Here is an 18,987-nt window from a genome sequence, read left to right as displayed (position 1 = left end):
GCGTCCTGCGCGGCGTTAGCACCGGAGCATCCGCGCCCAGGCTTGGTTCGATCCCGCCTGCTCGCCTCGCGCAAACCGCAACGCACGCCCATCCTCACCCGCTCAGCCCGTGCAGGGCCGCGCCCACCTCCCGCATGTGCGCACCGGCTGAAATGCACGCGGTCAGGCGTCCCGGGCTACGAAAACTCCCACTCCCATCTGCACAACCTGCGCACGCGAGACGATCTCAGTTCACCAACCACACGCCCAACGAAACGCCCGCCCGAACAAACCTCAGCAGCCACCGAGACACCCCACTAGGTCTGAGATCGACTGAGGTTGTCGACAGTCTCGGGCTCCTGATCCAGGGAGGCCCATGGCTGAGCGAGTGTGGAGTGAGAAGGACCTGGTCAGGCGCGCGAACCGGCGTCCGGCCGTGCTTCGTCACGCCGAAGAGGTCAGCGGGAATGTGGCGGCGACGTGCCAGTACTTCGGGATCAGCCGCAACATCTTCTACCGGTGGAAACGCCGCTGGGAGGACGAGGGCCTGGACGGGTTGAAGGACCGTTCGAGCGCCCCGTTGCACTGCCTGACCATCACCCATCCCCAGGTGGTCGAGAAGATCGTCCATCTACGGCAGCACTACCACTTCGGACCGTTGAGGATCGAGATGTACTCGCGTCGCTGCCACGACGGCGAGATCGCCGTCTCAACGATCCACCGCATTCTCAAAACGCCTGGCATGAACAGGTGTCCACCTCCCAGCGCCACAAGCGTCACCAGAAGCGGTGGAACCGCTCCGAGAAACAGCGCCCAGGCCACCAGTTCAGATCGACGTCAAGCTCGTCGAGCCGATCACCACCAACAGCGACCAGCGCAGGCGGAAGTTCCACCAGTACACCGCGATCGACGACGGCACCCGCCCACGCATCCTGCGGGCCTATCCACGCTCGGACCAGAAGACCGTGATCAGGTTCCTGGACTGCGTGCTGTCCCGGCTGCCGTTCCAGGTCGAGAAGATCCAAACCGACAACGGTGCGGAGTTCGAGTCCGCGTTCCGCCGGCACGTCCTGGACCGGGGCATCGGCCATGCCTACATCCGGCCTGCCACACCACGGTTGAACGGCACGATGGAACGCTCCCTCCGCATCCACGCCGAAGAGTTCTACCGCCTGCCCGACAGTGTCGTCCTCGGCGACCTCGGCGCCGTCAACGACAAACGCAAGCAATGGGAGGACTTCTACAACATTTACCGCCCCCACGGCGGCCTCGCTGACCAGACCCCACACGAGGCTGCTACAGAAGACCCAACCCCACGCCCAACCTGTCAACCACCAACGACAGCAGCACAACTGGTGTCCTGAGTCGTTAGTTCGTGTGCAGGCGTTGGGCCTGGTGGCATGCCGAACCCGAAGCTGCTGAGTTGGTGTTGTCCGACGATGAGGCGAGCGCGTTGCGAGGCTGGGCGCGGCGCCGGAACACGGCGCAGGCGCTGGCGTTGCGGGCACGGATCGTGTTGCGGTCGCCGATGGCGGCTCAGACAGTGAGATCGCCGCGGAGCTGAGACTCGGGCGGGCGACGGTGGTGAAATGGCGTGTGCGGTTCGTGGTCGACCGGTTGGACGGTTGCTGGACGAGCCACGCCCCGGGCGTCCGCGCACGATCATCGATGATCGTCACGGGTCTCGCGGATCTGGCCGTGCATCTGGTCATGGACAACGTCTCGACCCACAAAACCCCGGCGATCAAACGCTGGCCGACGGCTCATCCCCGCTTCACCCCGACGCCGGCATCGAGCTCCTGGCTCAACCTCGTCGAACGCTAGTTCTCCGAACTGACCACCAGGAAACTCCAACGCGGAAGTCACACCAGCGTCCGCGCGCTCAACCATGACATCCGCGCGTGGATCGAGACCTGGAACGACGAACCACGGCCCTACGTCTGGACCAAGACCGCCACCCAGATCCGCGACTCGCACACGAACCAAGAACTCAGGCCACTAGCCGCTCACCAGTACTCCTCAGGCAACTTGCCCTCGATGTCCCTGACGTGCACACGGGCACAAGCCGGGCAAAGCCAGGTCAACCGGCCATCGGACCGCTCGGAAACCCAAGCCAAAGCCTCCACGGGAGCAGCAGAGGACTTCGATCTGCCACACCGGGAACACGTCGCGTCACTCACCCGCAGAACATAGAACATCCCCGATCACCGGAACACGGCCCACACCCACATCGCCCTCAAACCACCCCAACCAGTGGAATTCCACCGACAACCAAGCCCGACCACCCACCAAACCGCCCCCACACCCCGCCACCACAACTGCTCCCGCACCACAGCCCAACCGGACCCATAGCCCAAGCAGAGACCCCGTCGGCTCACCACCACAGCCAGATCAACCCAGGAGCTCAAGCCGACCCCAAAGCCAAGTCGGCCTACACCCGGCTCGACACAACAGTTGAGCCAACGCACACTCCCAGCACGCGGTCCCACTCGTCGGCCCTGAGCTCGCCGAACGCGACCTGGCCGTCGTGTACGTGGGTTACCCCAGTGACGTCGCCGCCGTTGCCTCAGATCGCCACCGCCATCCAGCGGCACACCACGCGCGACCCACAGCCCCAATGCCAGGAGGCTCGCCAAGGCGCCATCGCAAACCATGCCACCGCAACGGAACTACAGCAGCCCCACCGCCAGCCAGTGATCGGCGCCAATCGGCACGATGCGAAACGAACCCGTCAATCAAACCGACCACGCCGACAAGAACTCGACCACCAGCAAAGCGTGCAACGGCTGACCGAATGCACCGCCCGGACAACCACTCACAAGGTGGGCCTGCACCCCGGACCCGAGGTCAGCAGCCGACGCGCTGGCCCCGTGAAAACTTGACACTCCCTGATCGCCGGAGTGCAGCCGCCCACGAAGCGAACAGCAGCCAAGACCCGTTGGAGCAGTTCAGCTTCACCAACCAACGCCCCAGCCCTGAGGCAACCACCCGCACTCACACTGACAAGGAGAACACTTGTCGATCAGATCCAGGTCCCTGCTTACCAAGTGAGACAACAGGTCACGCTCGCCGCCACCACCCAAGGAGGTGAAGCGCAGTCAAGTGGCCGACCGGCGACGACAACCTCTGGTACATCAGCGCGCCTGGCCTGACCGTCAAGTGTCCAGATGGAATGCCATCCCGGTGGACACCGACCCTGTCTGATCGAGGGCAACCCACGCAACCGCTGCGCCCTCCTCCAAGGAAAAGACCAGCCTGGAATGGCCGGCCACAGCCTCTGACATGTCCGCGGCGAGACCAGCGGAAGGCGACGATTCCGTTGGCAGTGAGGAAGAGTTGTCAGGATCTGCCGAGGTCGAGCACTCGTCGGGCCTGACTTCGCTGCGGGCCGACAGCTATAGCGGCGAGACCCGATCGGCAGCACGTCAGACCAAACTTCCCGCTCAGCGTTGGTCACGGTCGAGCAGATCCATACCGGCCCCGAGCCATCCCGTCGCATCAAGGCCGCCTAGGTACGCGATGTCAATTGTCGGAACTCGCGTGCTGCGGCTGCTCCGCTTCCCGTTGGTCAGCGGCGCTTGCCCAGGTTGACCGTGGCTGAGGCGAGGTAGAACAGGTCATCGCGGGCACCGATGTAAGCGGGGCCCGCAGGGTCGAGCAGGGCTGTCAGCGCTGCTCGGTCGTCTTCCGCCAAGCGGTCCACGCTCAGTTCCGTGAGGTACTCCAGCCATTTCACCGCTGCCGTCCGGACTTCCTCGCTCACCGGGGCCGGGTGGTCGATCAGGTAGCTGAAGGAGGTGACGTCTGTCAGTCCCGCGTCTCGCAGGGAACGCGTCCAGCCGACCGTCAGCCGCACCGAGCCGGGGATGTCCGCGCGCATCTGGGCGAACCACGATTTCGCCGCCGCCGTCAACCGGTCGGGAAGGCCTGGTTCGCCGGCACCCAGATCCCAAGGCAGGCACTGGGTTCCGAGACCGCCTTCGGCCAGCGCCAGCCAGCCGCCCGGGGTCAGCAAACTTGCCAGGCGGTTGACGCCTTCTTGCTGGTCGCGCAGGTGGTGCACGACCGCCGACGCCCAGACCAGGTCCGCGGGTGGGACTTGGTCACCGAGCCGGTCGCTTGCCGCGTCGCCGAGCACAGTGTCCACTGTGACCGTCGCACCTGGACCGGACAGCGCCGCGCGGACGTGATCGTTTGCCGCTTCGAGGAGTTCGCTGACCGCGTCGACCAGGACGAGTCGCCCGCCGCCGCGGGCGCGCAGGGCGAGGCCGAGGTGCGCGGCCATTCCACCCGCACCGGAGCCGATGTCGATCACTGTCGCGCCTGGCTGCAGCATCGCGACCAGCCGTTCCGCCGTTCCGCGGTTCGCGTCGGCCGCGATGGCGTCGTGGTGTCGCAGATCAGCCAGCCGCGCGGTCCAGTCGAAGTCGTCATGAGTGTGCGCGCCCATGCCTCTACTTAACCAACAAAGGCGGCCGGCGCCCAGTTTGTCCAGAATGGAGCAGGGTGCCGATGCGCGAAAGCGGGTGCCCGCCCGGAGGCGAGCACCCGCGTACAGGTTCGCTTCACAGCGAGGATGTCACCCGGGAGGCCCTCTTCGCCGCCCAGTTGGACACCCGGTTCCACCGCTTCGCGGCGGTCAGACGGCGGACCAGACGCAGCTTGCTCGCTGCCTGTTCCGCCTCGCGCATTCGGGATCTCGCGAGATCTTCATAAAGCAACATCGTGCTGACTCCCTGTGGGATGGCTGTGTGATCAGATTTCGGGGTCATGCCGCTGCTCCCTGCGCGCTCGCCGCGACGGTCGCGTCCTTGCGAGGACGGCCACGGGGCCTCTTCCGCGCGATCACGACACCGCGCTCGAAGATCTCGCCACCCCAAACGCCCCACGGCTCGTGCCGCGCGACCGCGCCGGCCAGGCACTCGGCACGGACGGGGCAAGCTCCGCAGAGCTGCTTCGCCCGCTCGAGGTCGGCAGGTGCCTCCGCGAACCACAGGTCGGGGTTGGTGGCTGAGCGGCAAGGCAAGTCGAGCCCTGCCAAGGGTGCAGCGTCGAGCAGGCCGGTCATTCCCGCCTCCGCCAAGTCGATGGGGTTGTCGAGTGATCTGCCCTCGGTTTGAGGGACAGCGATCGGAGACATCTGGTGGAGCTCCTGTCGTTTCATGTGTGTGGAGTTGGTGCTGTTTTCTTTGTGGGACAACAAAAACACGAAGGCCGCGGATCCGTTTCCGGGTCCGCGGCCTTCGTGAGCCTGAGGGTTCCTGACCTAGGTCAGGCCCTGCGCTTCAGCGCGGACTGGAAAGTATGGGAAATCGCCGGTCTGGACCGTGCGCACACTGGTCCCCTGGGTCGACATCTGCTTGGGCGCGATCAGCAGGGCGCCTCCACGGATCTTGACCGCGGACAGGCGCTCGTTCTTCCGCCATTCGGCGTGCGTCAGCGAACCCTTCGACAACGGGAGGCCGGGAGCGTCACAGATGAGTGTGTAATTCTTCACCGTTGACTCGCCCCCCTTCTCAACCGTTGTCTCCGCCGGAGACTTGAAAACTTCGGACCTTCTCGGCCCGGCTACTGCAGGTTATTGGTGGTACTGGGGTCCTCGCAACAGGTTTTTGACAGAATCCCGTGACGCCGGTCACAGTACCGCCCGATCGGGCGACATAAGGCGTCAACCAGGGCGTTTACCGTCGCCGACCGGTCACGCGCCGTCGACCGGACTGCCACGCAACCACGGGGAGCGGCTCACCTCAACAAGGTTCTTCCGCTCGATCAGGCCAGGAACACCACGTAGGGCCCACTTCCGGCCGAGGAACTGCTCGAGGCAGCTCACCCCGCGGCCGCGGGCCCGTCATTGACCAATGCGAGCACGTCACCACCGAACCGGTCGAGCTTGGCCGCGCCGATCCCGGAGATCGACACCAGGCCGGCCGGATCGCGGGGACGCTGTTCGGCGATCGCCATCAACGTCGCGTCGGTGAACACGACGAAAGCGGGCACCTTGAGCTCCTTGGCACGAGTCATCCGCCAGTCACGCAGCCTGCTGAGCAGCTCCTCGTCCACATCCGACGGACAGTCCGTGCACCGGCCGAGCTTGGTCGCGACCGTGCCGACCAGCGACCGCCCACAGATACGGCATGACAGTTTCGGCGCGGGCCCCTTGCTGTGGTTGTGCTGGTTGTTCCGCACGACACGGGCGGTGGGGTGGTCGTCGGGGATCAGACCGTAGAGGAAACGGCAGCGACGCCGGTGCCGCCGTCCCCCCGGCGAGCGGGACAACGACCACGACAACCACAGGTGCTCACGAGCACGCGTCACGCCGACGTACAGCAGCCGGCGTTCTTCTTCGACCGCGGCCTCGTCGCCATCGGCGAACTGGATCGGCAGCGTGCCGTCGACGAGCCCGATCAGGAAAACCACGTCCCACTCCAGGCCCTTGGACGCGTGCAGCGAGGCCAAGGTGACGCCTTCGACAGTCGGCGGGTGCTGCGCGGCCGCGCGCGTCTCCAGCTCGGCGACGAACCTCGGCAGGTCCGCGCCTTCAAGCGTGGCCGTCAGTTCCTCGGCCAACTCGACGATGGCCAACAGCGATTCCCACCGCTCCCGCGCCGACCCACCGGACGGTGGCTCGGCCGTCAGCCCCACGCGCTCCAGCGAGCGGCGCACCAATTCCGGCAGTTCGCCTCCGGGCGCGTCGGCGCTGGCCATCCGGAGAGCCGACATGGCCTGCCTGACCTCTTGGCGCTCGAAGAACCGCTCGCCACCACGCACCAGGTATGGGATCCCGGCCTCGGTAAGAGCCTGCTCGAACACCTCGGACTGGGCGTTGACGCGGTAGAGCACGGCGATCTCGCTCAACGGCGTCCCGGCGTCGACCAAGTCCTTGATCCGCTTGGCCACGGCGTTCGCCTCAGCGGGCTCGTCGTCGTACTCGTTGAACTGCGGCACGGGCCCAGCCGCACGCTGGCCGATCAGTTTGAGCCGCGAACCGGCTGGCCGGTCGCGCGCCGCGGCGATGACCTGGTTGGCGAGCGTGACCACCTGCGGAGTCGAGCGGTAGTCGCGTTCCAGCCGGACCACGCTCGCGTCGGGGAAGCGCCGCGTGAACTCCAGCAGCGGCCTCGGCGACGCACCCGCGAACGAATAGATGGTCTGGTTCGCGTCGCCGACGACCGTCAGATCGTCACGTTGCCCGAGCCAACCGTTGAGCACGCGTTGCTGCAGGGGCGTGACGTCCTGGTACTCGTCGACGACGAAACAGCGGTAGCGCTCACGGAACTCCTCGGCGACCTGGGCGTGGTCCTCGAGCACCGCGGCGGTGTGCAGCAGCAGGTCGTCGAAGTCGAGGAGTTTCGCCTGGTTCTTGAGCCGCTCGTAGCCCTGGTAGACCTTCACGACCTGCTCGGCGGGAACCGGCGGCGTGCGGTGACGGCGACGGACAGACTCCGGGTAGTCGTCCGGCGAGATCAGCGACGCCTTCGCCCACTCGATCTCACTGGCCAAGTCCCGCAGAACCTCGACCTCGGTCGGCGCGCCGACCTTGTGCGCGGCCTGGCCGACCAGGCGAAGCTTGCCCTCGATCAGATCCCACGGCGCGTCACCGACGACACGCGGCCAGAAATACCGCAGCTGACGCAACGCGGCACTGTGGAACGTGCGGGCCTGGGCCGCTGGGATGCCAAGCGCCCGCAACCGCGTGCGCATCTCGCCCGCCGCGCGGTTGGTGAACGTCACCGCGAGCACCTGCCCGGCGGCGACGTGCCCGGTGTGCACGAGGTAGGCGATCCGATGGGTGATCGTCCTGGTCTTGCCGGTACCCGCGCCGGCGAGCACGCAGACCGGTCCGCGCGGGGCCTGCACAGCCGCACGCTGGTCCGGATCCAAGCCCTCCAAGAGGTTTTTTTCTGCTTCGCCGACCATGCTTGCATCCTGACAGAGCCCGCCACGGCGCCGTCAACGCGATCGCCTGGCGTGTCGGTGCGAATGGACCATCGTCAAATCTTGTTGTCCACAACTGGCCGGTAGCCTGCTTGACCTGCTGTTTCCCCGTTAGACTGGAGCAGGGACGCCCCCCGGGTTGGGTGGGGGACTGTTTGTATAGGTGCTAGGGCTTCTTGTTGTGGTTTTTGCACGGAACAAGCCTGGTCCCTCGCCGGGAGGCTGACCTCTGGGCAGGAGCCTTGTGACGGGTCTTCTCCCTCGCCAGAGCTGAGCTCTTGGTGTGTTTTGGGCGTGGGCGCTCCTGCCCGTCGGCCTGCTCGGAGGGAACCACGGACTGTCAAGAGGTCCGTTTCGCTCTCGCCGTGTGTTGGTCTGAGTGGGCGGACCCTCTGACAGACCGTGGTTGGCGTAGCCCAGGCCGACGGGCAGGAGCACCCCGAAGCCCTTCTCTGCGCTTGCGCGCTCGCCGCTGTGCTTGGCCTGCGTCTGCGCGTTTGTTGTCGTGGGCTGGTGGCGTTCGACCGACCAGGCAAGCAACTCATCCCGGTGGGCTGTCGCTGGCCGGACGGGCTCGCACCGGCCGGGTGGGCAGCCTTCGCGCTCGTGCACGGGGCTTTGGTGTCCGTCGGCCCGCGCGGCCTGAGCAGGTTCCTCGCGCTTTTTAACGATCACTACGCGGGATGGGTGGGGCGTGGTGGTTCTTGGGCGGTGTGCGGCTGGTGGAGCGGTCCGTTCGTGTGGTTTCGGTCGGCCCGTATCCTGGTATTCATGGCTGGTAAGCAGGACAAGGAAGCCCTCAAGGCGGCGAAGGCCGCGCGCAAGGCTGAGTCGAAGGCTAAGCGGAGCCAGATCTGGCAGGCCTTCAAGATGCAGCGCAAGGAAGACAAGCTGCTGATCCCGTGGATGCTCGGCGTCTTCCTGGTGATCACCGCTGTGGTCTTCCTGCTCGGCATGCTGCTCGACATCCAGTGGATGGCGCTGCCGGTCGGCATCATGTTCGGTGTGCTCGGTGCCGTGATCGTGTTCGGTCGCCGGGTGCAGAAGAACGTGTTCGCCAAGGCTGATGGCCAGCCGGGTGCGGGTGCGTGGGCGTTGGACAACCTCAAGCGTGGCTGGCGTGTCACTCCCACCGTCGCCGCGACGACCCAGTTGGACGCTGTGCACCGCGTTCTTGGGCGTCCTGGCATCGTGCTGGTTGCCGAGGGCGCGCCGCATCGGGTGAAGACGCTGCTCGCGCAGGAGAAGAAGCGCATCTCGCGGCTTGTGGGTGACACCCCCATCTACGACCTGATCATCGGCAACGAAGAGGGTCAGGTTCCGCTGGGCAAGTTGCAGTCCCGGCTGATGAAGCTGCCGCGCAACCTCAACCCCAAGCAGGTCGACGCGATCGAGAAGCGGCTGTCCGCGCTGGCCAGCCGGGGCGCCGCGCTGCCGAAGGGCCCGATGCCGCAGGGCGCGAAGATGCGCAACGTGCAGCGCACCATCCGTCGCCGTTAGGCACGATTTCGTAACGGAAGTACAGCGCGAACTGTCGTTCCGTGGTCCGTGGCGCGGCAGGAGAACTCGCCAGCTATCTCCTGCGCGCGCTGGGCCATGAACCGCAGTCCCATGCCTTCGTTGTCGGCGTCGGTGGGTAGCCCGACGCCGTCGTCCTTGATTTCCAGCACCACTGTGTCGCCGTTGATCGCCAGGCTGATCGACGCCGAGGTCGCACGGGCGTGCTTGACCACGTTGGTCAGGGCTTCGGCGACGATTCGGTACGCGGCCACCTCGATGGACTGCGACAACGCGGACACGTCGTCCGGCAGGCGGGTGTCGACCTTCAGCGTCGGACCGGACAGGAAGACCGCCAGCTCGCGAAGCGCTCCGACCAGCCCCAGTGTTTCCAGCTCCGGCGGTCTCAGCCGGTACGCGACCCGGCGCACGATCCCGAGGGCGTCATGGATCGCGGTCACCGCACGGTCCATCAGTTCGATCGCGGGTGCGTCGTCCGGCAATTTCGCACGGACCGCGTCGAGTTGTAACCGGATACCCGCGAGGGTTGGCCCCACGTCGTCGTGCAGGTCGCGTAGCAGCCGTAGCCGTTCTTCTTCGCGTGCCGTGACCAGCTGTTCTCGGCTGCGTAGCAGTTCTTCGTCCAACCGCAGCGCGGCTACGACGGGCGCGACTTGGTCCGCGAGCGACGCGAGTGCCTGGGCCAGCGTCTCGTCCAGGTGCGTCCGTCCCTCCCGCGGCATCACGAGCAGGCGGCCGACGACCGTGCCGCGGTGCCAGAGGTCGAACGTCACCGGCTCGGCTCCGTCGTCGGCGGATTTCCGGACCTCTGCCAGCTTGCGCACGCCGTCGACGGTGTCCAGTTCCAGCCGGGCGAAGCGCAGGTGCAGCGAGTTGACGATCTCCTCGCACACCGCCGCGGGCACTTCGGACACTGCGATCCGGTCACGCATCCGTTGACCCAGTGCGGTTGCGGCTTCGACGATGTCGACACGCCGTCCCCACGCGACCTGACGGACCCATCGCGTCAGCAGCAGGGCGAACGGGAACACGATCGCGCCCATGATCCCCGCCTCGAACACGCTGTCCACCGGCGCGACGAACGACCAGACGGCGAAGAAACCGAGGTAGGACGCGAGGAGGCTGACCGCGACGACCAGGTTCGCGACCACACGGCGTACCGCCAGGTCCAAGTCGTACAGCCGGTCACGGGTGACCGCGATAGCGACCGCCATGGGTACGAGCGCCGCCGCGAGAACTTCGAGGACGTGGTGCACGACCTGCGGCATCGGCACGAACTCACGGACAACCGCTTGTGCCCCAGCGAAAAGCAGCACCCACAGCATCAGGGCGAGGCGACGCCCCCGCACGCCCGTCGCGTGGCGCCACCTGATCGCCAGGCTGAGCAGCGCGATCACCGACGCGGTGATCAGGATCCACTCGCCCGTCTCGGTCAGGACGTGCGCCAGTCCTTGCAGCTCCGGGACGGCAGCAGTGTTGGGCACGGTGTATTTGCTGCCGTGCACGCCTTCGGCCAGTGTGAGACCGAGCACGTACGCGACGGTCCCGAGCACCGCGAACCCGACCGCCCACCACCAGCGCCTGCTCGGCAACCGGCCGTCGGGGTAGATCAAGGGCAGCAGGGTGGCGATCGCCCAGATCGGCGGCGCCCACAGCGCGTGCTGGATCGGCATGATGACCCGGACGAACGGGTCGTCCGGCGAGTCGAACGCGCCGACCAGCGCGGTCAGCAACGCCATCACGCCGTCCCACGCGGCGATCGCGACCAGTGCCCAGCCGACCAGATTGCCCGGTTTGCGCCACGTCACCAGGATGCCCATGGCGGCGTAGAAGATCGCGATCTCCACGTCGAGGGGCATGGCGGCGTAGCCGGAGTAGCCCCATGCCTTGTTCGTCTCGGTGACGACCGCGGCCGTCACACCGGTGACCAGCCCCAGGACCCCGAGGCCCGCGGCGACCAGCCGGCCGGTCAACGGGTGCGCACGACCACCGTGCCGAAGAGCTTGTCGTGCAGTCCTCTGCGGTCGGCGTCCCAGATCACGGCGGGGATGATCAACGCGACCAGCAGCGTCCTCGGCACGGCGCGCAAGGGCCCGACCATCGGGTTCTCGCCGAGCCTCGCCACACGGATGCCGAGCACCTTCATGCCGGGGGTGAACCCGAAGAAGGACACGGCGACGGCCGTGATGACGAACCAGGCCAGCAGGCTCCAGTTGCGGGGCAGCTCAGGCGCGGTGAACAGACCGGCGACCAGGCCGGCCAGCACGGCGTCGATCAACAGCGCGAGCGCGCGGACACCTGTGCCCGCCACCGAGCCGGGGCCCTCCTTGACCAGGCCCAGACGCTCACCGGGGTAACTCTGTTCGGGACGGTCGCCTGCGTCCGCGCCGGGCTCGAGCGCGGCGCGGGGCCCGGACAACCACGATCCGGTCCACCTTGTCACCCCACCAGAGTAGAACGACGTCACCCGGTGGCGTCCAACGGTCGACATTTGCGACATCCGCACGCTCGTTAACATCGGCGAAACACCCGGGTGACGGTCGGGCAACACCACGCTCATAGCTTCACGACGGAAGTGGGGCGCCCGTCGGCGCCAAGCACTGAGTAAGGAGCCTACGAGCGTGTTTAACAGCCCCGACGAGGTCTTGCGCTTCATCAAGGACGAGCAGGTTCGGTTCGTCGATGTCCGGTTCTGCGATCTGCCCGGCATCATGCAGCACTTCACGGTGCCCGCCGAGTCCTTCGACGCTTCGGCGTTCGAGGACGGCCTGGCCTTCGACGGGTCCTCGGTTCGTGGTTTCCAGTCGATCCACGAGTCGGACATGCTGCTGCTGCCGGACCCCTACACGGCCAGGCTCGACCCCTTCCGGATCAACAAGACGCTGATCCTGAACTTCTTCGTGCACGACCCGTTCACCAAAGAGCCCTACAGCCGTGACCCGCGCAACATCGCGCGCAAGGCGGAGCAGTACATCAACGAGTCCGGCATCGCCGACACGGCGTACTTCGGCCCGGAGGCGGAGTTCTACATCTTCGACTCGGTGCGCTTCGACAACGCCGAGAACGGCTCCTTCCACGAGATCGACTCGGTCGAGGGCTGGTGGAACACGGGAGCCGACGAGGAAGGCGGCAACCGCGGGTACAAGACGAAGTTCAAGGGCGGCTACTTCCCGGTGCCGCCGGTGGACCACTTCGCCGACCTGCGTGACCAGATCTCCCTGAACCTGGCGGACGCGGGCTTCACGGTCGAGCGCGGCCACCACGAGGTGGGCACGGCCGGGCAGGCGGAGATCAACTACAAGTTCAACACGCTGCTGCACGCCGCGGACGACCTGCAGCTGTTCAAGTACATCGTGAAGAACACGGCGTGGGCGGCGGGCAAGACCGCGACCTTCATGCCGAAGCCGCTGTACGGCGACAACGGGTCGGGCATGCACGCCCACCAGTCGCTGTGGAAGGACGGCGAGCCGCTGTTCCACGACGAGTCCGGCTACGCGGGTCTCTCCGACTCGGCGCGTCACTACATCGGTGGAATCCTGCACCACGCGCCGTCGCTGCTGGCGTTCACGAACCCGACGGTGAACTCGTACCACCGCCTGGTGCCGGGCTATGAGGCGCCGGTGTCGCTGGTTTACTCGCAGCGCAACCGTTCGGCCTGCGTGCGTATCCCGATCACGGGCAACAACCCGAAGGCCAAGCGCATCGAATTCCGCTGCCCCGACTCGTCCGGCAACCCGTACCTGGCCTTCAGCGCGATGCTGATGGCAGGCCTCGACGGCATCAAGAACAAGATCGAGCCGCCGGCCCCGATCGACAAGGACCTCTACGAGCTCCCGCCGGAAGAGGCCAAGAACGTCAAGCAGGTCCCCGCCGACCTGGGCACCGTGCTGGACACGCTCGAGGCCGACCACGAGTTCCTGCTCGAGGGCGGCGTCTTCACGCCGGACGTGATCGAGACGTGGATCGCCTTCAAGCGCGAGCACGAGATCGACCCGCTGCGCCTGCGCCCGCACCCGTACGAGTTCGCCCTGTACTACGACGTCTGATCGGTAGTACGCCGTAAGACACCTGGCCGGGTGATCGAGCTGTCTCGATCACCCGGCCTGATCGCGTTCGGGGCGTCAGAACGTGATGTCCGCCGTGGGGGTCGCCGACGCCTGGCGGCCCGGGGCCCGCTGGTGGTCCCAGTACAAGTTCGTGTGGGCGATGACCTGGGGCACGGGTGGGGCGCCGTAAGCCGTGAGGTCCTCGGTTGTGTGGGCGTCCGCTACCAGCGTTGTGTCATAGCCGCGGACGAACGCGCCGTGCAGCGTTGACCGGACACAAGCGTCGGTTTGGGCGCCGGTTACCACCAGGCGGCCTACGTTCAGGTTCGCCAGGTGGGTTTCCAGCTCCGTGTCCTCGAAGGAGTCTCCGTAGCGCTTGTGCACCAGTGGCTCTGCTTCGTCGGGCTTCAGGTCCGGGACCAGGTGCCAGGCTTCGCTGTCCCGTTTCAGGCCTTCGTCCTCGTGCTGCACCCAGACCACCGGGACGTTCTCCGCTCTGGCTTTGGCTACCAGTGCGTTGATGTTGGCCACTATCTCGTCCCGGTTGTGGCTTCCGTCCACCACTCCGTTCTGGACGTCTACCACCAGCAGCGCTGTGTTCGGGCGGTTGGGCAGTGTCGTCATGAGCGCACTCTAGGCTCACCCACCGACAATTTTGGGAGTCTCGTGTGGATGAAGTCAGCCTTTATCTCGACCTGGTCGAGCGGGTTCTGCGGGAGGACCCCCAGCAGCGGGAGGGGCAGGCGCACATGAACGCCCTGCAGCGACAGTGGCCGGACCTTGCCAAGCAAATCGCCGGCACCGACCTCGACCCGTTCAGCCTCGACCACCGCCTTCCCGTGTACCTCGCCTGGGTCGAACGGCAGCTCGGCAGCTCGGGATCACCGGCCGATCGCTGAGGTCGCCGGTTGGGAACTCGGGTGAACCGGCGCACGGCGTCCGCTCGTATGAAGTAACGAACGGATCACGAGAGCGTGGCTCGGCCCCGGGCACCCCGACTCGTCCTGGGCCGAGTCCATCGGACTCGCCGGTCGGCCATCTTCACCGACGCGCGCAGCACGAGGGCCGGCCGGCGAGCCTTTCGTGCGTGGACCCCTCGCGCCCCGGCGGTCTGCCCGGTGCCACCGCTCGACGGGTTGGTGGCGGCTCTAGTCGTAGAAGATCCGCTCCACGACGGCGCGCGCGCGACGCGTTGTGCGGCGGTAGGAATCGAGGAACTCGCCGGGGTCCGCGTCGCTCGGGTAGCCCAAAGCGCTTGCCACGGCGAGCAGTTCACGCCCGGATGTCGGTACCTGGTCGGTCTGCTTGCCACGCACCAGGGTGGCGGCGTTGCGGACGCTGGTCGCCAGCAGCCACGCGGCACGCAGTTCCGCCGCGTCCTCGGACGTGATCAGGTCAGCCTGTTCCGCTGCCACAAGGCCTTCGAGCGTCGCCGTGGTACGCAACGCAGGTATCTCGTGCGCGTGCTGCAGTTGCAACAGCTGCACGGTCCATTCGATGTCGGCGAGGCCACCGCGGCCCAGCTTGGTGTGCGTGGTGGGGTCGGCCCCGCGCGGCAGGCGTTCAGTGTCCACACGAGCCTTGATGCGACGGATCTCGCGCACGCTCGTGGTGTCCAAACCGCCTTTGGGGTAACGGAATTCGTTGACGGCTTCGACGAACCGGATGCCCAGGTCCGCGTCGCCCGCGACGAACGCAGCCCGCAGCAACGCCTGAGCTTCCCAGACTTCGCTCCATTGCCGGTAGTACGCGACATACGAGTTCAGCGTCCGCACGAGCGGCCCTTGCCTGCCTTGCGGCCGCAGCCCGACGTCGACTTCCAGCGGCGGGTCCTGGCTGGGCGCGCCCAGCGCACGGCGCAGCGACTCGACAACCGAGGACGCGAACTTCACGGCCTCGTCGTCGCCGACGCCTTCGACGGCCTCGCACACGAACATGACGTCCGCGTCCGAGTTGTAGCCCAGTTCGGCACCGCCGAGCCGGCCCATGCCGATGATCGCGATCTTCGCCTTGGGCCAGCCGCCGTGCTCCACGGCCTTCTCCCGCTCGGCCGCGGCGAGCGCGGACTGCAACACCGCGACCCATACGCTCGACAGCGCCACGCACACAACGGGTGTCTCCATCAGCCCGAGCAAATCGGCGCACGCGACTCGCGCGATCTCGTGCCGTCGCAGTGACCTGGCAGCGGTGACGGCGCCGCGTAGATCACGGTGCCGCCCTACGGCCGTGCGCAGCGAATGCGCCACTTCGCCGGGGTCACGGCCTGCGAGTTCGTTCGTGTCGGCGAGCAGACGCAGGACCTCCGGTGCGCGCGCCACCATCTCCGGCACGAGCTTGGACGTGCCCAGCAGTTGGGCGATCCGCTCGACCACGGCTCCTTCGTCACGCAACAACCGCAGGTACCAGGGCGTCGTGGCCAGGGCTTCGGACATCTTGCGGTACGACAACAACCCGCCGTCAGGATCCGGCGTGTGCGCGAGCAGGTCGAGCAGCACGGGCAACAGCGCGCCTTGGATCGCCGCGCGCCGCGAGACACCGCTGGTGAGCGCGGAGATGTGGTTCAGCGCGCCTTCCGGGCTGGCGTAGCCGAGCGCTCCGAGACGCGCAGCTGCTTCCGTCGCGGTCAGTCGCAGCGCCTCGGTCGGTACGTTCGCGACCGCCTCCAGCAGGGGCCGGTAGAACAGTTTCTCGTGCAGGCGGCGCACACGGTTGGCGTGCCGTCTGAACTCGGACAGCAGGACCTGTTCCTCGGCACGGCCGCGGTCGGGCCGTACGCCTGCGGCACGCGCGAGCCAGCGCAGGTCGAAGATGTCGTTCTCGTCGGGGAACAGGTGTGTACGTCGAAGCTTCTGCAGCTGGAGACGGTGCTCCAACGTACGCAGGAACCGGTACGACTCCCCTAGCCCCGCCGCGTCCGCACGACCGACATAGCCACCCGCGCCCAACGCGGCCAGCGCGACCGTGGTCGAGCCGAGGCGCAATGTGTCGTCGCTGCGGCCGTGCACGAGTTGGAGCAGCTGCACGGCGAACTCGACGTCCCGCAGTCCGCCACGGCCGAGTTTCAGCTCGCGCTCGACGAGCTCGGCGGGCACGTGCTCCTCGACGCGGCGCCGCATCTTCTGCACGTCGGCCACGAAGCCGTCGCGGTCGGCGGCGGTCCACACCATCGGCCGGACAACGTCCAAATAGGCCGCGCCCAGTTCCGCGTCGCCCGCGACCGGCCGGGCCTTGAGCAGCGCCTGGAACTCCCAGGTCCGCGCCCACCGGCGGTAGTACGCCGTGTGCCCTTCCAGGGTGCGCACCAACGCGCCTGCTTTGCCTTCCGGCCGCAGCGCGGCGTCCACTTCGAAGCAGGCCGCTCCCGCGACCGTCATCATCCGGCTGGCCAGGCGGGTCGCCACGTCAAGGTCGTCCTCGCCGACGAACACCACGTCGACGTCGCTGACGTAGTTGAGCTCACGGCCACCGCACTTGCCCATGGCGATGACCGCGAGCCGCGCGTCGTTCGGGCCGGTCTCGGTCTGTGCGACCACGAGCGCGGCACGCAGCGCCTCCTCGGCGAGCGTGGTCAGGCGAGCGGCCACGTCGTCGTACGCAGGCGCGGCCAGTTCGGGTTCGACCAGGTGACCCAGGTCGTCCGCCGCGATCAGGAGCAACTGCTCCCGGTAGGCGGCCCGCAGCGCTTTGACCGCGTCCGGCCCGGTCAGGCCCTCGACGACCGCGATCAGGTCGGGCCGGTCACCGGTGCTCAGCGTTCGCCAGCTGTCCGGGTTCGCGACGAGGAAGTCCGCGAGCGCTGTCGACGCGCCGAGCACGGCGATCAGCTTGCCGCGCAGGCGGACGTCGTCGCGCAGGGCAGCGTCGATCTCGGTCCACGGACCGGATTCCCGCAGCCGGTCGATCCCACGCAGCGCGAGGTTGGGATCGGGACTGCGGGACAACGCGGCCAGCAGGCGTTCCGCGCCCTGCACCGGACCGCCGTCGCCCCACCACCCGACCGCTCTCAGCGCAGCGTCGGCACGGTCGTCCGTGAGCCCGAACCGGGCGGGGGACGTGACGGTACGCGCGCGATCAGCCATCACCGTAAAACTACGCCAGAATGACCGCGATCCCGAGCAAGGTCACCGCTCCGCACACCGCGAAGCTGCCGTAGGCCATGGCGAGCTTGCCACGGCCCTTGGCCACGATGCCGACCGCGAACAGCACGGTGACCAGCAGACTCGCCACGATGCTGACCAGCAGAACACTCCCGAGAGCAGCCCAGTTGATCTGCATCAGGCCGCCTCCTTGATCTCGTGTGGCGCGGCCTGTGGCGCGATCTCGTCGACCACGTGCTCCGGCCGGACCGGGCGCCGCCGCGACGCGAGCCAGATCGCCAGCGACACCAGGATTCCCACGGCGGCGACAGCGACGACCCCGAAGGTGCCCTGCTGCGCCACCATGCCCGCGATGGCGCCGACGGCTCCCGCGGCGGGCAGCGTGATGAGCCACGCGAGCGCCATACGCCCGAACACGCCCCAACGCACACCGCCCGGCGCACGACCGAGGCCGGATCCCATCACGCCACCGGAGCACACGTGGGTTGTCGACAACGCGAAACCGACGTGTGACGAAGCCAGGATCACCACGGCAGAGCTGGTCTGGGCGGCGAACCCCTGCGGCGGTTCGATGGTGGTCAGCTTCTTGCCGAGCGTGTGCGTGATCCGCCAGCCGCCGAGGTACGTGCCGAGCGCGATCGCCACGCCGGCGCTGATGATCACCCAGACGGGTGGTCCCGAGCCCGCGGTGAGCGACCCGGACGCGATCAGCGTCAGCGTGATGATGCCCATGGTCTTCTGCGCGTCGTTGGTGCCGTGCGCCAGCGAGACCAGGGACGCGGACACCACCTGCCCGGCTTTGTAGCCGCGCGCCACGGTGCCGGCGTCGCCGTTCCTGGTCAGCCGGTACGTCAGGTAGGTCGCGCCTGCGGCGACGACACCAGCGACGAGCGGCGCCGCGACCGCGGGCACCAGGACCTTCTCGACGACCTTGGCGAAGTGCACTGCGTCGATCCCGCTCGCCACCCACGTGGCGCCGATCAGGCCGCCGAACAGGGCGTGCGACGAACTGGACGGCAGCCCGACGTACCAGGTGATCAGGTTCCAGATGATCGCGCCGATCAGGCCGCCGAAGATGACCGCCGGAGTGATCCTGGCGTCGTCGACGATGCCGCCGGAGATCGTCTTGGCCACCTCGACGGACAGGAAGGACCCGACGAGGTTGAGTACTGCGGATAAAGCGACGGCGGTTCTGGGTCGCAGCGCGCCGGTCGCGATCGAGGTGGCCATCGCGTTGGCCGTGTCGTGGAAGCCGTTGGTGAAGTCGAAAGCCAATGCGGTGGCCACGACCACTACGACGAGAAGCGCGGGATCCACGCCTGCCCCTCCGGGTTTGAAGGTCACTTGCGTGTGAACGCTACCTAACCGGAGAGTGAACGCAACGATGGGACCAGCGAGAACGGGTGACACGC

14 protein-coding genes and 2 pseudogenes are annotated in these 18,987 nt (G+C 67.2%); 6 read left to right on the top strand and 10 right to left on the bottom strand.

Going from position 1 to position 18,987, the window contains the following annotated elements:
* Positions 1-355: 355 nt before the first annotated feature.
* From AOZ06_RS61950 to AOZ06_RS62450, 3 genes and pseudogenes are all read left to right on the top strand, one after another.
* Positions 356-697: pseudogene (locus tag AOZ06_RS61950) on the top strand (helix-turn-helix domain-containing protein); the annotation flags it as partial.
* Between the two features lie 70 nt (positions 698-767).
* A complete protein-coding gene (locus tag AOZ06_RS58750) occupies positions 768-1,343 on the top strand; it encodes a DDE-type integrase/transposase/recombinase (protein ID WP_063809986.1) in 576 nt (191 codons plus the stop codon).
* 325 nt (positions 1,344-1,668) lie between these two features.
* Positions 1,669-1,962: pseudogene (locus tag AOZ06_RS62450) on the top strand (transposase); the annotation flags it as partial.
* A gap of 1,585 nt (positions 1,963-3,547) precedes the next feature.
* Here the strand turns inward: AOZ06_RS62450 and AOZ06_RS08045 are convergent.
* The 4 genes from AOZ06_RS08045 to AOZ06_RS08030 form a co-directional block, all read right to left on the bottom strand.
* A complete protein-coding gene (locus AOZ06_RS08045) occupies positions 3,548-4,429 on the bottom strand; it encodes a class I SAM-dependent methyltransferase (protein WP_054288861.1) in 882 nt (293 codons plus the stop codon).
* A gap of 318 nt (positions 4,430-4,747) precedes the next feature.
* The gene (locus tag AOZ06_RS08040; RefSeq protein ID WP_054296489.1) at positions 4,748-5,119 is read right to left on the bottom strand and encodes a WhiB family transcriptional regulator; all 372 of its coding nucleotides are present in this window, start codon (positions 5,117-5,119) and stop codon (positions 4,748-4,750) included.
* 126 nt (positions 5,120-5,245) lie between these two features.
* On the bottom strand, positions 5,246-5,476 hold the full coding sequence (locus AOZ06_RS08035; protein WP_054288860.1) for a hypothetical protein: 231 nt from the start codon (positions 5,474-5,476) through the stop codon (positions 5,246-5,248).
* Positions 5,477-5,805: 329 nt separating this feature from the next.
* The gene (locus AOZ06_RS08030) at positions 5,806-7,896 is read right to left on the bottom strand and encodes an ATP-dependent DNA helicase UvrD2 (RefSeq protein ID WP_054288859.1); all 2,091 of its coding nucleotides are present in this window, start codon (positions 7,894-7,896) and stop codon (positions 5,806-5,808) included.
* A gap of 789 nt (positions 7,897-8,685) precedes the next feature.
* On the opposite strand from AOZ06_RS08030, the gene AOZ06_RS08025 reads away from it, so the two are divergent.
* Positions 8,686-9,414, top strand: a complete 729-nt coding sequence (locus AOZ06_RS08025; protein ID WP_054288858.1) for a DUF4191 domain-containing protein — start codon at positions 8,686-8,688, stop codon at positions 9,412-9,414.
* Here the strand turns inward: AOZ06_RS08025 and AOZ06_RS08020 are convergent.
* Together AOZ06_RS08020 and AOZ06_RS08015 are read right to left on the bottom strand one after the other, a co-directional pair.
* Entirely contained in the window at positions 9,411-11,405 is a 1,995-nt protein-coding gene (locus AOZ06_RS08020; protein ID WP_054288857.1) for a sensor histidine kinase, read from the bottom strand. The two genes, AOZ06_RS08025 and AOZ06_RS08020, sit on opposite strands and share 4 nt — an antisense overlap.
* Positions 11,402-11,875, bottom strand: a complete 474-nt coding sequence (locus tag AOZ06_RS08015; RefSeq protein WP_054288856.1) for an RDD family protein — start codon at positions 11,873-11,875, stop codon at positions 11,402-11,404. Before AOZ06_RS08015 ends, AOZ06_RS08020 begins: the two co-directional genes overlap by 4 nt.
* A 178-nt stretch (positions 11,876-12,053) precedes the next feature.
* Between AOZ06_RS08015 and glnA the strand changes: the two genes are divergently transcribed.
* Positions 12,054-13,478, top strand: a complete 1,425-nt coding sequence (gene glnA, locus AOZ06_RS08010; protein ID WP_054288855.1) for a type I glutamate--ammonia ligase — start codon at positions 12,054-12,056, stop codon at positions 13,476-13,478.
* A gap of 75 nt (positions 13,479-13,553) precedes the next feature.
* On the opposite strand, the gene AOZ06_RS08005 is transcribed toward glnA, so the two are convergent.
* Positions 13,554-14,102 (bottom strand): isochorismatase family protein, encoded by a 549-nt coding sequence (locus AOZ06_RS08005; protein ID WP_054288854.1) that lies wholly within the window; start codon positions 14,100-14,102, stop codon positions 13,554-13,556.
* A 44-nt stretch (positions 14,103-14,146) separates the two neighbouring features.
* On the opposite strand from AOZ06_RS08005, the gene AOZ06_RS08000 reads away from it, so the two are divergent.
* A complete protein-coding gene (locus tag AOZ06_RS08000; protein ID WP_054288853.1) occupies positions 14,147-14,377 on the top strand; it encodes a hypothetical protein in 231 nt (76 codons plus the stop codon).
* 249 nt (positions 14,378-14,626) lie between these two features.
* Here the strand turns inward: AOZ06_RS08000 and AOZ06_RS07995 are convergent, their stop codons facing one another.
* From AOZ06_RS07995 to AOZ06_RS07985, 3 genes are read right to left on the bottom strand one after another with little or no spacing between them, the layout of a single operon-like run.
* Positions 14,627-17,557, bottom strand: coding sequence for a bifunctional [glutamine synthetase] adenylyltransferase/[glutamine synthetase]-adenylyl-L-tyrosine phosphorylase (locus tag AOZ06_RS07995; RefSeq protein ID WP_054288852.1), 2,931 nt, complete (start codon positions 17,555-17,557; stop codon positions 14,627-14,629).
* A gap of 10 nt (positions 17,558-17,567) precedes the next feature.
* Entirely contained in the window at positions 17,568-17,753 is a 186-nt protein-coding gene (locus AOZ06_RS07990) for a hypothetical protein (RefSeq protein WP_054288851.1), read from the bottom strand.
* Positions 17,753-18,892: an inorganic phosphate transporter gene (locus AOZ06_RS07985; protein WP_054288850.1), complete on the bottom strand. Its 1,140-nt coding sequence runs from the start codon at positions 18,890-18,892 to the stop codon at positions 17,753-17,755. Before AOZ06_RS07985 ends, AOZ06_RS07990 begins: the two co-directional genes overlap by 1 nt.
* Between the last annotated feature and the right edge of the window lie 95 nt (positions 18,893-18,987).

This window comes from Kibdelosporangium phytohabitans (assembly GCF_001302585.1).
Classification (GTDB): Bacteria; Actinomycetota; Actinomycetes; order Mycobacteriales; family Pseudonocardiaceae; genus Kibdelosporangium; species Kibdelosporangium phytohabitans.
This window is presented reverse-complemented; position numbering and strand designations above follow the sequence as displayed.

Bases quoted from the DNA above. Each gene is read 5' to 3' on its own strand.
- AOZ06_RS08005 (WP_054288854.1), bottom strand. From the start codon at position 14,102: ATGACGACACTGCCCAACCGCCCGAACACAGCGCTGCTGGTGGTAGAC.
- AOZ06_RS08040 (WP_054296489.1), bottom strand. From the start codon at position 5,119: ATGTCTCCGATCGCTGTCCCTCAAACCGAGGGCAGATCACTCGACAAC.
- AOZ06_RS08045 (WP_054288861.1), bottom strand. From the start codon at position 4,429: ATGGGCGCGCACACTCATGACGACTTCGACTGGACCGCGCGGCTGGCT.
- AOZ06_RS07995 (WP_054288852.1), bottom strand. From the start codon at position 17,557: ATGGCTGATCGCGCGCGTACCGTCACGTCCCCCGCCCGGTTCGGGCTC.
- AOZ06_RS08025 (WP_054288858.1), top strand. From the start codon at position 8,686: ATGGCTGGTAAGCAGGACAAGGAAGCCCTCAAGGCGGCGAAGGCCGCG.
- AOZ06_RS08030 (WP_054288859.1), bottom strand. From the start codon at position 7,896: ATGGTCGGCGAAGCAGAAAAAAACCTCTTGGAGGGCTTGGATCCGGAC.
- AOZ06_RS07990 (WP_054288851.1), bottom strand. From the start codon at position 17,753: ATGCAGATCAACTGGGCTGCTCTCGGGAGTGTTCTGCTGGTCAGCATC.